General features: G+C 74.8%; 14 protein-coding genes. 11 read left to right on the forward strand and 3 right to left on the reverse strand.

Annotated elements, in window-relative coordinates:
• Window positions 1–54: 54 nt before the first annotated feature.
• A complete protein-coding gene (locus ACFP3R_RS14415; protein WP_380636363.1) occupies window positions 55–1,152 on the reverse strand; it encodes an Rv2629 family ribosome hibernation factor in 1,098 nt (365 codons plus the stop codon).
• A gap of 48 nt (window positions 1,153–1,200) precedes the next feature.
• On the opposite strand from ACFP3R_RS14415, the gene ACFP3R_RS14420 reads away from it, so the two are divergent.
• The 5 genes from ACFP3R_RS14420 to ACFP3R_RS14440 all read left to right on the forward strand — a co-directional run bounded on the left by ACFP3R_RS14420 (window position 1,201) and on the right by ACFP3R_RS14440 (window position 4,010).
• Window positions 1,201–1,914, forward strand: coding sequence for an EcsC family protein (locus tag ACFP3R_RS14420; protein WP_380636365.1), 714 nt, complete (start codon window positions 1,201–1,203; stop codon window positions 1,912–1,914).
• Between the two features lie 222 nt (window positions 1,915–2,136).
• On the forward strand, window positions 2,137–2,289 hold the full coding sequence (locus ACFP3R_RS14425) for a hypothetical protein (protein ID WP_380636367.1): 153 nt from the start codon (window positions 2,137–2,139) through the stop codon (window positions 2,287–2,289).
• Window positions 2,290–2,322: 33 nt separating this feature from the next.
• A complete protein-coding gene (locus tag ACFP3R_RS14430; RefSeq protein ID WP_380636369.1) occupies window positions 2,323–2,505 on the forward strand; it encodes a hypothetical protein in 183 nt (60 codons plus the stop codon).
• 325 nt (window positions 2,506–2,830) lie between these two features.
• Window positions 2,831–3,259, forward strand: coding sequence for a CBS domain-containing protein (locus ACFP3R_RS14435; RefSeq protein ID WP_380636371.1), 429 nt, complete (start codon window positions 2,831–2,833; stop codon window positions 3,257–3,259).
• A gap of 25 nt (window positions 3,260–3,284) precedes the next feature.
• On the forward strand, window positions 3,285–4,010 hold the full coding sequence (locus ACFP3R_RS14440; protein ID WP_380636373.1) for an AAA family ATPase: 726 nt from the start codon (window positions 3,285–3,287) through the stop codon (window positions 4,008–4,010).
• On the opposite strand, the gene ACFP3R_RS14445 is transcribed toward ACFP3R_RS14440, so the two are convergent.
• Window positions 4,007–4,534 carry a CGNR zinc finger domain-containing protein gene (locus ACFP3R_RS14445; protein ID WP_380636374.1) on the reverse strand — a complete coding sequence of 176 codons (528 nt, stop codon included), beginning with the start codon at window positions 4,532–4,534 and terminating at the stop codon, window positions 4,007–4,009. The genes ACFP3R_RS14440 and ACFP3R_RS14445 overlap by 4 nt on opposite strands.
• Window positions 4,535–4,597: 63 nt before the next feature.
• Between ACFP3R_RS14445 and ACFP3R_RS14450 the strand changes: the two genes are divergently transcribed.
• The 3 genes from ACFP3R_RS14450 to ACFP3R_RS14460 all read left to right on the forward strand — a co-directional run bounded on the left by ACFP3R_RS14450 (window position 4,598) and on the right by ACFP3R_RS14460 (window position 6,916).
• Entirely contained in the window at window positions 4,598–5,263 is a 666-nt protein-coding gene (locus ACFP3R_RS14450) for a maleylpyruvate isomerase family mycothiol-dependent enzyme (RefSeq protein WP_380636376.1), read from the forward strand.
• 88 nt (window positions 5,264–5,351) lie between these two features.
• A complete protein-coding gene (locus ACFP3R_RS14455; RefSeq protein ID WP_380636378.1) occupies window positions 5,352–6,287 on the forward strand; it encodes a DUF3500 domain-containing protein in 936 nt (311 codons plus the stop codon).
• Window positions 6,284–6,916 (forward strand): endonuclease V, encoded by a 633-nt coding sequence (locus ACFP3R_RS14460; protein WP_380636380.1) that lies wholly within the window; start codon window positions 6,284–6,286, stop codon window positions 6,914–6,916. Before ACFP3R_RS14455 ends, ACFP3R_RS14460 begins: the two co-directional genes overlap by 4 nt.
• Here ACFP3R_RS14460 and ACFP3R_RS14465 read toward each other — a convergent pair.
• Window positions 6,904–8,136 (reverse strand): family 4 glycosyl hydrolase, encoded by a 1,233-nt coding sequence (locus ACFP3R_RS14465; protein ID WP_380636382.1) that lies wholly within the window; start codon window positions 8,134–8,136, stop codon window positions 6,904–6,906. The two genes, ACFP3R_RS14460 and ACFP3R_RS14465, sit on opposite strands and share 13 nt — an antisense overlap.
• Window positions 8,137–8,401: 265 nt before the next feature.
• On the opposite strand from ACFP3R_RS14465, the gene ACFP3R_RS14470 reads away from it, so the two are divergent.
• The 3 genes from ACFP3R_RS14470 to ACFP3R_RS14480 all read left to right on the forward strand — a co-directional run bounded on the left by ACFP3R_RS14470 (window position 8,402) and on the right by ACFP3R_RS14480 (window position 12,237).
• Window positions 8,402–10,246 carry a Xaa-Pro dipeptidyl-peptidase gene (locus ACFP3R_RS14470; RefSeq protein WP_380636384.1) on the forward strand — a complete coding sequence of 615 codons (1,845 nt, stop codon included), beginning with the start codon at window positions 8,402–8,404 and terminating at the stop codon, window positions 10,244–10,246.
• Between the two features lie 91 nt (window positions 10,247–10,337).
• Window positions 10,338–11,108, forward strand: coding sequence for a peptidoglycan DD-metalloendopeptidase family protein (locus ACFP3R_RS14475; protein WP_380636385.1), 771 nt, complete (start codon window positions 10,338–10,340; stop codon window positions 11,106–11,108).
• Between the two features lie 115 nt (window positions 11,109–11,223).
• Window positions 11,224–12,237: a DUF4192 domain-containing protein gene (locus ACFP3R_RS14480; RefSeq protein ID WP_380636386.1), complete on the forward strand. Its 1,014-nt coding sequence runs from the start codon at window positions 11,224–11,226 to the stop codon at window positions 12,235–12,237.
• The last annotated feature ends 317 nt before the right edge of the window (window positions 12,238–12,554 follow it).

Below are 12,554 nucleotides of genomic sequence, written 5' to 3' on the forward strand. Positions count from 1 at the left end.
CCCGGTGGCGCTCCCCCCTTTTCCTCGTCCGGGTCCACCCCCGGCACGGGTGGTCTAGGTGTGCCGCAGGATCGCGCCGACGCCCTCGAACAGGTCCGTGCCGTCGGCGATGAGCACCTGCGCGCCGGTCGCCGCGGCGGCGTTGGGCAGCACCTCGTCCGCGCGGTGCCGCCCGACGTGCTCGATGCCCAGGCCGCTCAGCTCGGACTCGCGCAGCGCCACCTGGGCGGGGTGGTCGCCCGCCCACACCGTGCGGTCGCCCAGCGCCGGGTCCGCGACCAGCAGCGCGGCCACGTTGGCCTCGCGCAGCGCCTCGACCACGGGTGCCAGCCCCTGCACCGCCAGCCCGCCGTCGCGGCCGTACTCGGCGGTGAACCGCTCGACCACCTCGTGGGCCTCGTTGTACTGGTACTGGGCCACCAGCGACTGCACGGCGCCGTCGAACGCCTCGTCGTCCGACCCGCCGGCCAGGCTCGCGCCCTCGACCTCGACCAGCACCTCCCGGCACCGCTGGGTCAGCTCCTCGCACAGCGCGGTCCGCGCCTGCACCTCGCCGCCCAGGATGAGCAGCTTCGCGTTGAGCTTGCCGACCAGCCGGTCGACGGCCTCGGCGACCCCGGCCGCGTTGCGCTTGGCGTTCTCCTCGACCGAGTGCTGCATCCGCAGGTGCGACCAGCCGCCGCCGCGCACCTTGTGCACCGGGTGCTCCTCGCCCCGCACCTCCTCGGCCGCGACCTCGCCCTGGCCGCCGCTCTGCCCGGTGTAGCCGTGGACGTCGGCGCCCACCTTGTCGGCCAGCACGACCACGTGCGGCACGGTCGGCCCCAGCGAGCCGGCCAGCGGCAGCACGTGCGGCAGCGTCGACCAGCGGGCGGTGACCAGCGCCGGTGGGCGCGGCAGCACCCGGTCCAGCAGCACCCTCCCGTGCGCCGCGATGAGCGCCCGCCCCGCCTTGCCGACGACCGGCGCCAGCGCGGGCCCCTCCAGCGCGTCCAGCGTCGCCTGGTCCGCGCCCTGCCGGGCCAGCTCGTCACGCACACCGCGCCAGCGCAGCTCCAGCGCCTTGGCCGCGTCCTCGGTGTCGTGCGAGGCGTCCAGGTAGACCGATGCGAACGGGCCGCGTTCCCTGACCAGCGCTCCCAACGAAGACATGTCCATTGGCCACGTTTACCCGCTGTCGCGCCGCGTAACCTCGGGGGCATGGCGGAGGAACCGGGTGCGGTCAGCAGGGTGCAGCAGAACGCGGTGGACCACCTCCTCCGGGTGGGCATCAACGGCTTCGGGCCGTTCAAGGGCGCCGAGCAGATGGCGATGGAGTCCCTCGACAAGGGCCTGACCAGGGAAGAAGCGGTCAAGCACCTGATCAGGACGCACGTCGCGGCGGCGGGCGTGCAGGGGTTCGCGACGAACGTCGGCGGCCTGATCACGCTGCCCGTCACGCTGCCCGCGAACCTGACCGCCGCCTACCTGGTCCAAACCCACCTGATCGCGTCGATCGCGGCGCTGCACGGGCACGACCTGGAGGGCGAGGACGTCCAGACCGCGATCCTGATCTGCCTGCTCGGCAACGCGGGCACCGAGGTGCTGAAGAAGGCGGGCATCAAGGCGGGCACGAAGCTCACCGTGAGCCTGATCAAGAAGATCCCGGTGCAGCTGATCCGGGAGATCAACAAGCGCATCGGGTTCACCCTGCTGGCCAAGTACGGCACGACCAGGGCGACGGTGACCCTGGCCAAGGGCGTGCCGCTGGTGGGCGGCGTGATCGGTGGGACGTTCGACGCGGTCACCACGCGCGCGGTGGGCGCCTTCGCGTCCCGCTTCTTCGCCGAGCGCGAGGACGCGCCGGCCGTGGTGGACGGCGACGTCATCGACGGCGAGGTCGTCGACGGCGAGGTCGTCGAGATCCGGGAGTGAGCCGCGCGACCGCGGTCAACCCGGTTGGCACGGCGGCGGTTCCGCGCTAGGGTCATGACCATGTTCTTCCAGATCTACCTCTGAGGACTTCTTCCTCCAGCGCCGCAGCGGCCACGGGCCGTGCCGCGCTCTTCTCCGGTGGCCCCAGCGGCTCTTGAGCGATCCCCCCGTTCTGGCGGATCGCTGTCTTTTCGCACGCCTCGACATCGAGGAGGCGCACGCATGCCCACCCTGCGCGACGAACCACCGAACGACGACGTGCCCGCCAACCGCGCCGCCTGCCGCGGCGCGCGGCGGGCGGGCGCCACCCAACCGCGCTTCGGCGGCGGACGGGTCGTCGCCACCCCGCGCCAGTACGCCATGCGGCGTCGCTGACCAGCGACACCGCTCACCCCAGGAGGTAGACCGATGACCAACGAAGAACTCCCCCAGGACGACGCGGCCGAGCGCGAGGACCTGCCGGCCGTGGTCCCGAACCGGCGGGAACGCCGCGGGCACGCGCAGAAGACCAGCTCGGTGCACCAGGCGTCGGGCAGGCCGCAGCAGAACACCTTCGGCGGCCGCCGCGTCTTCCGCCGCAAGGCGGGCTGACGCACCCCGCCCGGTCGGGTGGTCGATCGGGGACGGGCGTGCCCGTGAGCGGTGGGGCGGGGGTCGGCGTGCGCACGCCGGCCCCCGCGCCGCTGTCGTCCTCGCCCGTCCGGGCGAGGACGACAGTTCCGGTCCACAGTGGAGCGCCCGGTGCCGGTGGGCGGCGGCGCTGCTCCACCCGGGTGACACCGAGCGTGATGACCGCGTTGGTCCGACCGCGCGCCCGATGGTCCCATCGGGCGCGTGGCCTCCCCCCGGGCCCACCGGGGAACTAGCCTGGGCCCGGTAGCGGAACCGGGTCCGGGCGGAGATCGGGAGGCGCACCATGAGGATCGCGGACGTGTTGCGGGGCAAGGGGTCGACCGTGGCGACGGTGCGGACGGGGGACTCGGTCGCGGAGCTGCTCGCCGCGCTGGCCGAGCACAACGTGGGCGCGATGGTCGTGGTCGGGCCGGACGGCATGGCCGGGATCGTGTCCGAGCGCGACGTGGTGCGCCGGCTGCACGAGCACGGCGGCGGCCTGCTGGGCGCCCCCGTGTCGGAGATCATGACCGGCGAGGTGCTCACCTGCGCGCCGGGCGACTCGGTGGACAGCCTCAGCGTGCTGATGACCGAGCGGCGCATCCGGCACGTGCCGGTGCTCGACGGCGGCGAGCTGGTCGGCATCGTCAGCATCGGCGACGTGGTCAAGAGCCGCATGGACCAGCTCCAGACCGACCACGACCAGCTCGCCGCCTACATCGCGCAGGGGTGAGCCGCGGCCGCCTAGACTGGCGGCCGTGCTGATCGAGGGCGTGTACGTGCCGGAATCGGCCCACGAACCGGGGCGGTGGCCGTTCACGGTCCCCGCCGTCCGGCACGTCGCGCGGCACGGCCTGCGCTTCACCTCGCCGATCACGGTGCTGATGGGCGGCAACGGCACGGGCAAGTCCACCCTGCTGGAGGCGATCGCGGAGAGCTACGGGCTGGACGTGCGCGGCGGGCACGGCGGCCGCAGGTACGGCTCGACGCTGGGCCGCAGCGTGCTGGGCGAGGCCCTGAGGCTGCACCGCACGGGCGTGGGCAGCGGGTTCACCAGGCGCAACGCGAAGGGGTTCTTCCTGCGCGCGGAGACCGCGCACGGCATGTTGGAGTACATGACCGGCATGGGGATGCCGGGGTACGGCGACCGGCCGGCCGCGGAGGTCAGCCACGGCGAGTCCTACCTCCAGGCGGTCTTCGGCCGGTTCACCGAGCCCGGCCTGTACCTGCTCGACGAGGCCGAGGGACCGCTGTCGTTCGAGTCCACGCTGTCGCTGGCGTACCGGCTGGTCGACCTGGTCCGGCGGGGTGACGCGCAGGTCGTCTACTCCACGCACTCGCCGGTGATCGCCGCGATCCCCGGCGCGCAGGTCCTCCAGCTCGACGAGGACGGCGTGGCGGAGGTCGAGTGGGAGCGGCTGGAGCTGGTCGGCCTCTGGCGGCGGTTCCTCGACGCGCCGGGGCGCTTCTTCGACGAGGGCTAGTCGCGGGCCCGGTGGTAGTGCCGGCTGACCCGGGCGCGGTTGCCGCACGAGGGCCCGCACCACTCCTGGCGCGGGTGCTCCCTGACGAAGTACCTGACGCACCGGGGCGCCGGGCAGGCCCGCAGCCGCGCCCGCTCCGGGCCGCCCAGGAACTCGATCACCGCGGTCGCCAGCCCGGCGGCCAGCCGGTCGCCCGCGCCGGCCGAGTCGCGGTAGGTCACCCGGGGCGGGTCGCCCCACTCCAGCCGCGGCGTCCGGGGCACGCGCGCGGCGGCCTCGTTGACCAGCGCGAGCGCGCGGTCCAGGTCCATCAGGTGGGGCGCGTCGAGCCGTTCGCCGGCGTGGGCGGCGTGCGCGTAGAGGGTGCGCGCGGCCCAGCGCAGCTCGACCACGCGCTGCCGCAGCCGCTCGTCCGGCTCGACCCCGGTCCACGCGGCGAACCCCTCGGGGGTGGCCAGGTCGTCGACGAGCCCGCCGTGCCCGTCGTGCCGGACCGTGCTCGCGAACTCCAGGGCCAGTCCCACCAGGGCGATCCTAGTGCTAGGTTTCCTAACGGGTTTGATCTCAGTGGCCATTAGGGGGAGTTCATGACGATCCAGGAGGCGGCGCTGGCGGCCCACGCCGGGTTGGCCGTGCTCATCGGGGACCTGACCGACGCGGGGGTGGCGGAGCCGTCGGCGCTGCCGGGCTGGACGCGCGGTCACGTGCTGGCGCACGTCGAGGGCGTCACGGTGGCCATGGCCCGGCAGGCCGAGCACGAGGGGACCGTGGTCGAGGTCTACCCCGGCGGGCAGGCCGCCCGCGACGGCGCGATCGAGGCGGGCGCGGGCCGCTCGGCCGACGGGCACCGGGCCGCGATCGCCGCGGCCGTCGACCGGTTGGCCGCGGCGTGGGCCGGCGTGCGCGACTGGGGCGCCCCGGTCCGGTACCGCGGCGGCACCCTGGTCGACACCGCCTCGGCGGTGTGGCGGGAGGTCGAGGTCCACGCCCGCGACCTGGACCTGGGCGCCGTCGAGTGGTCGCCGGAGTTCTGCGGCCACACCATCGGCTTCCTGGCCGCGCGCGTGCCCGACGGCGTGCGGCTGGTGCTGTCCGGCGGCGGCCGGGAGTGGGTGCTCGGGGAGGGGGAGGAGTTCCGGCTCACCGGCTCGCCCGCCGACCTCACCGCGTGGCTGGCCGGCCGCGAGCCGGCGGGCGAGGTCGTCGGCCCGCGGCCCGAGCTGGGACCGTGGCCCTCGGCCCTGCCCAGGTGATCCGGTCCAGGTGATCCGGTCCAGGTGATCCGGTCCAGGTGATCCGGTTCGGGTGACCCGGCCGCGTCCCGGCGGCTAGGTTCGGGTGGTGCTGCACGAGATCGCCGAGGTCACCCGCGGCTTCCTGGGAACCCTGGACGAGGACCGCCGGGCCGCGGCCGTGCGCCCCGTCTCCGACGACGACCTGCGCCGGCGGTGGGCCTACACGCCCGGTCCGCGGCCCGGCGTCCGCTACGGCGACCTGGACCGCGCCCAGCGCAAGGCCGTGCACCGGCTGCTGGCCCGCGTGCTCAGCCCGCACGCCTACGCGCAGGTCACCGCGGTGATGGCGCTGGAGGACGTGCTCGACGACCGCGAGGGCGGCGGCCGCGACCGCCACCAGGGCGACTACTGGACCGTGCTGCTGGGGGAGCCGGGCGACGAGCCGTACGGGTGGCGGGTCGAGGGCCACCACCTGTCGGTGAGCGTGGTGGTGGCCGAGGGCCGCGTCTCGGCCACCCCGTTCTTCCTGGGCGCGAACCCGGCCCGCACCACCTACCGGGGCCGCGCGGTGTCCCAGCCGCTGCGGCTGGAGGAGGAGCTGGCCCGCGAGCTGCTGGACCGCATGGGCCGCACGGCGCGCGGGCTGGCCGTGGTCGCGGACACCCCGCCGCCCGACCTGAGGACCGGCAACTCGCCCCGCGTCGGCGACGTCGAGCCCGCGGGCGTGGCCGTCGGGCAGCTCGACCGGGGCTCGCGCGAGCTGCTGGTGGGGCTCGTGCGCTACTACCTCGACCGGCTGACCGGCGACCTCGCCGACGAGGAGTTCGACGCCCTGGACCTCGGCCGGCTGCACTTCGCCTGGGAGGGCTCGACCCGGCGCGGCGAGGGCCACTACTACCGCGTCCAGGGGCCGGAGCTGCTGATCGAGTACGACAACACGGCCAACGACGCCAACCACGCCCACTCGGTGTGGCGGCGGCGGTCCGGCGACTTCGGCGAGGACCTGCTCGCCGCGCACCGGGCCGCGGTGGGGCACGCGTGACGCCGGAGGAGGCCGTCGCGGAGCAGGAGCGGCTGCGGCCGCTGGTGGTGCCGCGCGCCGACCCCGGCCTGGTGGTGCGGCACGTGGCGGGGCTGGACGTGTCGTACGCCGAGGACGACCGGCTGGCCGCGGCGGTCGTGGTGCTGGACGCGGCGTCGCTGGAGACCGTGGACGAGGTCGTGGTGCCCGGCCGGGCCGACTTCCCGTACGTGCCGGGGCTGTTCGCGTTCCGCGAGCTGCCGTCGCTGCTGACCGCCCTGGGGAAGCTGACCGTGCCGCCGGACCTGCTGGTCTGCGACGGGCAGGGCCTGGCGCACCCGCGGCGGTTCGGGCTGGCCTGCCACGTCGGCGTGGTGACCGGCCTGCCCAGCCTGGGCGTGGCCAAGACGCCGATGGGCCGGTTCACGCCGCCGGGCGCGGCGCGCGGCGCGCACAGCGACCTGCTGGACGGCGGCGAGGTGGTCGGGCGGGCGCTGCGCACCCGCGAGGGGGTCAAGCCGGTGTTCGTGTCGGTGGGGCACCGGATCGACCTGGACCGGGCGTGCGCCGAGGTGCTGCGGCTGTGCGTGACCCGGCTGCCGGAGACCACGCGGCGCGCGGACTCGCTGGGCCGGGCTCAGCTGAGGTGAGCCAGCTCCGGGTGCCGCCGCGCGTAGGTGTCGAGCAGGCTCCGGGCGGTGGCCACCGAGTCGACCAGCGGGTGCAGCGCGAACGCCTTCAGCGCGGCGGCCCGGGTACCCTCCAGGACCAGCCGGTCCACCGCCTTGACCGAGGTGACCAGGCCCGCCGCGTGGTCGGGCAGCGGGCTCACCGGCAGCGGTCGCGCGCCGGTCGCGTCCACCTCGCACGGCACCTCCACCACCGCCCGCTCGTCCACCGCGGACAGCGTGCCGCGGTTGGGCACGTTGAGGATGAGCGTGGTCTTCCCGCCGCCGGAGAGGGCGCGCACCAGGGCCGCGGCGACGTGCTCGTAGCCGCCACCCTCCAGCGAGTCGCGCTCGCCCTCCCGGTCGTGCGCCATGTAGGTGGCCTCGCGCTCCAGCCGGGTGGTCTCCCAGTCCACCGCGCCGTCGTAGAACCGCTGCTGCTGGGCGAGCAGGAACGCGCCCCGGTCGGCGCCCAGCGCCTCCCTGGTCGAGTAGTAGTAGTGGAGGTACTCGTTGGGGAGCACGCCGAGCGCGCGCAGCCACTCGGGCCCGAACAGGCGGCCCTCCTCGAACGAGGTCAGCGCCGCGTCGTCGGCCAGCAGGTCGGGCAGCAGGTCCCGGCCGCCCACGCGCACGCCCTGGAGCCAGCCCAGGTGGTTGAGGCCCGCGTAGTCGAACTCCGGCGCGCCCGGGTCCAGGCGCAGCGCGCGGGCGGCCCGGCGGCACAGGCCCAGCGGGGAGTCGCAGATGCCGATGACCCGGTCGCCCAGGTGGCGGGACATCGCCTCGGTGATCAGCCCGGCGGGGTTGGTGAAGTTGACGACCCACGCGCCGGGGGCGAGTTCGGCGACGCGGCGCGCGATCCGCTCGGCCACCGGGGCGGTGCGCAGGCCGTAGGCGACGCCGCCCGCGCCGACCGTCTCCTGGCCCAGCACGCCGTGCCGGTGGGCCACCTCCTCGTCGATCGCCCGGCCGGCCAGGCCGCCGACCCGGATCGCGGAGAACACGAAGTCCGCGCCGCGCAGGGCCTCGTCCAGGTCGGTCGTGGCGGTGACGCGCGGGTCGCCGCCCAGCACGCCGCGGATCGCCTCCAGGCGGTGCGCGTCCACGTCGTGCAGCACGAGTCGGGTGACGCGGTCGTCGAGCGCCCGGTGCACGAGGGGCACGCGGAACCCGCCGCCGCCCAGGATGACCAGCCTCATGCCGTCCATCCTGCCCGGCGGTCGGCGCGCGGGCGCGTCGGTGCCGGTCCGGCCCCGTGACCAGGTCTTTCGTTGCCGCCGCGGCGGTGGCGCGGCGGACCGCCGCCGGTGAGTCCCCCTCGGCGGAGGGTGCCTGCACAGGTCTCCGGCGCTGGTCAAGGGGCCGATCGTCGGGTCTTGGACTGTCTACATTGGACTTGACAGGGGTGTGCCGCGGGGGGAGGGTCTGCCCGAAACCTGTCCTACACATGATGGGGGTTCGGTCGTGAAGGGTGCACGGAGAGCCGCCGTGCTCGCGGCTCTGGTCGCGCTGCCGCTGGGGCTTCCGCCCGTGGTGGCGGGCGCGGCCGCCGAGGGCCCGGTGTTCAGGGACGGCGAGGCGCAACCCGTCTTCAACGCCGCGGACGTCGTGCGCGAGAGCGTGTGGGTGCGCGCCCCGGTCGACAGCGACCGCGACGGGCGCGACGACGAGGTCTACACCGAGGTGGTGCGCCAGGCGGCCACCGACCGCGGGCTGAAGGTGCCCGTGGTGTTCTTCAACAGCCCGTACTTCTCCGGCGGCAACGACGTGGCCAACCACGACGTCGACGTGGAGCTGCACGTGCCCGACGGGCGCGGCGGCCACCAGCGGCGCGACGGGGCGGCGCTCAAGGCCGAGGCGGACGAGCGGATCGCGGCGGCCGTCGGCCCCCACGCCGGTCCGATCACCTCGGGCCGCTACGAGGCGTACTTCGTCTCGCGCGGCTTCGCCGTGGTCTACGCGGAGTCGCTGGGCACCGGCAAGTCCACCGGCTGCCCCACCTCCGGCGGGCGCAACGAGACCACCGGCTCGAAGTCCGTGGTCGACTGGCTCAACGGCCGCGCCACCGCGCGCGACGCCGCGGGCGCCGAGGTCGAGGCCGACTGGACCACCGGCAAGGTCGCCATGATGGGCGTGTCCTACAACGGCACCCTGCCCAACGCGGTGGCCGCCACCGGCGTGGAGGGCCTGGAGGCCATCGTGCCGATCGCGGCCATCTCCAGCTGGTACGACTACTACCGGGCGGACGGCGCGGTCGTCGCGCCCGGCACGTACCAGGGCGAGGACACCGACGTGCTGGCCGAGTACGTCTACACCCGCGCCGACCGGGAGGTCTGCAAGCCGGTGATCGCCGAGCTGACGGCCCGGCAGGACCGCGTGACCGGCGACTACAACGCCTTCTGGGACGAGCGGAACTACGTCAAGGACGCCGGCCGGGTGCGGGCCGCGGTGCTGGCCGTGCACGGGCTGAGCGACTGGAACGTCAAGCTCAAGCACGTCGCGCAGTGGTACGAGGCGCTCAAGCGGCACGGCGTGGAGCACAAGATCTGGCTGCACCAGGCCGCGCACACCGACCCCGACACGCTGCGGTCGGCCGAGTGGCGGCGCACGCTCAACCGGTGGTTCAGCCACTACCTGTACGGCGTGGACAACGGCGTCGAGGACGAGCCGAAGTCCACCGTCCAGCGCGAGGACCGCACGTGGGTGGACGAGGCCGAGTGGCCCGCGCCGGGCACGGCCAAGGCGCGCGTGCACCCGTGGGCCGGCGGTGCGACCAAGGGCGCGCTGCGGACCTCCGCGGTGCCCGGCCGGCCGGTGGTCGAGTCCCTGCGGGACGACTCGTCGGTGCTCGCGGAGGACCTGGTCGACCTGCGGAGCTCGGGCAACCGCCTGTCCTACGCGACCGGGGCCACGTCCGCCGACCTGCGGTTCTCCGGGACGGCGCGGGTGCGGCTGGCGATCTCGTTCGACCGGCGGGCGGCCAACGTGACGGCGCTGCTGGTCGACCGCGCGCCGGACGGCACGTCGCACGTGATCACGCGTGGCTGGACCGACCCGCAGAACCGGACCTCGCCCGACCGCACCAGGCCGATCGAGCCGGGTGAGCGGTACCAGGTCGACGTCGAGCTGGAGCCGACCGACTACGTGGTCGAGGCCGGGCACTCGGTGGAGTTCGTGCTGATCTCCAGCGACTACGACTACACGCTGCGGCCCAAGCCGGGCGCCGGGCTGTCCATCGACCTGACCTCCACCGTGGTGGAGCTGCCCGTGGTCGGCGGAACGCGGGCGTTGCGCCGTTCGGTTGGTTAGGAAGTAATTCACGAAGTGACAACCTGGTAAGTCTTCCACTTCGACGGCCGGTCGTGATCGGATGCCCACCCAGTCGTCAAGGAGGTGGCAGATGAGCCGAGCCAGGCGCGTGTTCGTCACGGCCCTGGTGGCCCCGCTCGTCGGCCTCGCCCTCACCCAGGGCGAGGCCGCGGCGGCGCCGAACTTCCAACTCCCGTTCCCGTGCGGGCAGGTGTGGGAGGGGCAGACGCGCACCAACCACAGTCCCGCCAACTCGGTGGACTTCAACCGCGCGAACGACGACGGCGACCCGGTCGTCGCGTCCGCCGGCGGCACCGTGAGCAGGGTCGCGAACGAGGGCGGCACCAGCTACGGGCGGTGGGTCGAGATCGACCACGGCGGTGGCTGGCGCACCCGGTACGCGCACCTGTCCGCGCAGGCGGTGTCGGTGGGCCAGTCGGTGCGCATCGGGCAGCGGATCGGCAGCGTCGGCACGACCGGCGGGTCCAGCGGGCCGCACCTGCACTACGAGCAGCGGCTCAACGGCGCCGACCAGAAGATCAACTTCAACGGCGCGCAGATCCTCTACTGGGGCAGCCGCAGCTACACCAGCCGGAACTCCTGCGCGACCAGCGGCACGACCGGCACGGTCGGCACCGACAGCGGCGCCTCGGTGACCGTGCGCTCCGGGCCCGGCACCCAGTACGCGGCGGTCGGCTCGGTGGCCAACGGCGCGACGGTGACGATCCGCTGCCAGGTGCGCGGCCAGAGCGTCACCGGCAAGTACGGCACCACCACCCTGTGGGACCAGATCGGCTCCGGCTACATCTCCGACGCGTACGTGTACACAGGTTCGGACGGCCAGGTGGCCCCGAACTGCTGAGTTTCCCCAGGTCGCCGGCCGCTCCCGACCTCGTCGGGAGCGCCCCTCCCCGAGTTGTCCACAGGTGACGACCCGGCCCTGGCGCCCACCGCCGCCCCCGGCCACAGTCGAAGCCATGACGAAGCTCCTGCCCTCGCCCCGGCTCCACGACCCGGGCGACCTGATCGCCGCCGTGCCCCACCTGCTGGGCTTCCACCCGACCGACTCCGCGGTGCTGCTCGTGATCGACCGGCACGCGGTGGCCCTGACCGTGCGCGCCGACCTCCCGCCGCCCGACCACCCGGGCGGTCCGGTCGAGCGGCTGCTGCTGCCCGCCGCGCGCCACCGCGGCGCCACGGCCGCGGTCGTCGTGGTCGGCGGCGGCTCGGGCGACCCGCCGGAGGACCTGCCGCACGACACCCTGGTCGACGAGCTCGACGACGCCCTGATGGCCCTGGACATCCCCCTGGTGCTGGCCGTCTGGGTCCGGGCCACCGCCCGGGGCGAGCCGTGGTTCGACTACCACGACGCGGGCACCGGCGGCGCCACGCCGGACCCGGCGAGCACACCCCTGGCCGCCGCCACGGCCGCCCACGGCCACGTCACCTACCCCAGCCGCGAGGCGATGGCCGAGGTGCTGAGGCCCGACCCACCGGAGGTGCTGGGCCGCCGGGCCGCCCTGCTGCACCGCCGGATGGCGGGTCCGGAGGGGCCGCCGGCCCGCCGGCACGACCTGATCCGGTCGGAGGTGCTCCGGGCCGCGACCCGCAAGCGCCCGCTGACCGACGAGGAGGTGGCGGAGCTGGCGCACGCCCTGGCCGACCCCCTGGTCCGCGACGCGTCGCTGGGGTACTGCGTGGGGGACCACGCCCTCGGCGCCGAGGTGCTGTGGACGGAGCTGACCAGGGCGTCCCCCGCGCCGGAACGGGCCGAACCCGCCACCCTGCTGGCGTTCTCGGCGTACCTGCGGGGGATGGGCAGCCTGGCGTCGCTGGCGCTGGAGCGGGCGGCCGAGGCCCACCCGGGCCACCGCCTCAGCGAGCTGCTGAGGGAGGCCCTGGACACGGGCCTGCCCCCGGACCAGCTGCGCCTGCTGGCCGAGCAGGCGGGCCGGGCCGAGTGGTCCCGGCCACCGGAAGGGGGCACCTGACCACGGCCCGACCCGGCCAGCTCGATCGGCCAGGCCGGCTGGCCTAGCCCGGCCGGCCTGGCTCGGCTGGCTCGACCGGCTTGACCGACTCGGTCCGACCGACCCGGCTCGGCTCGGCCCGAACGACCCGGCCTGACCGACCGCCGAAAGCCGGGGTCCGGGCCCTGGACCAGGACCCTGCGATCCGACCAGGACCCGGACCCTGCGACCGGACCCGATCCCAAGCCGAGCCAGCCCGGCCACGGCCCGGCCTGACCACGGCCCGGCCTGACCACGGCCCGGCCTGACCACGGCCCGGCCTGACCACGGCCCGGCCT

Origin of the sequence: Saccharothrix lopnurensis (genome assembly GCF_042658445.1) — a bacterium.
Classification (GTDB): Bacteria; Actinomycetota; Actinomycetes; order Mycobacteriales; family Pseudonocardiaceae; genus Actinosynnema; species Actinosynnema lopnurensis.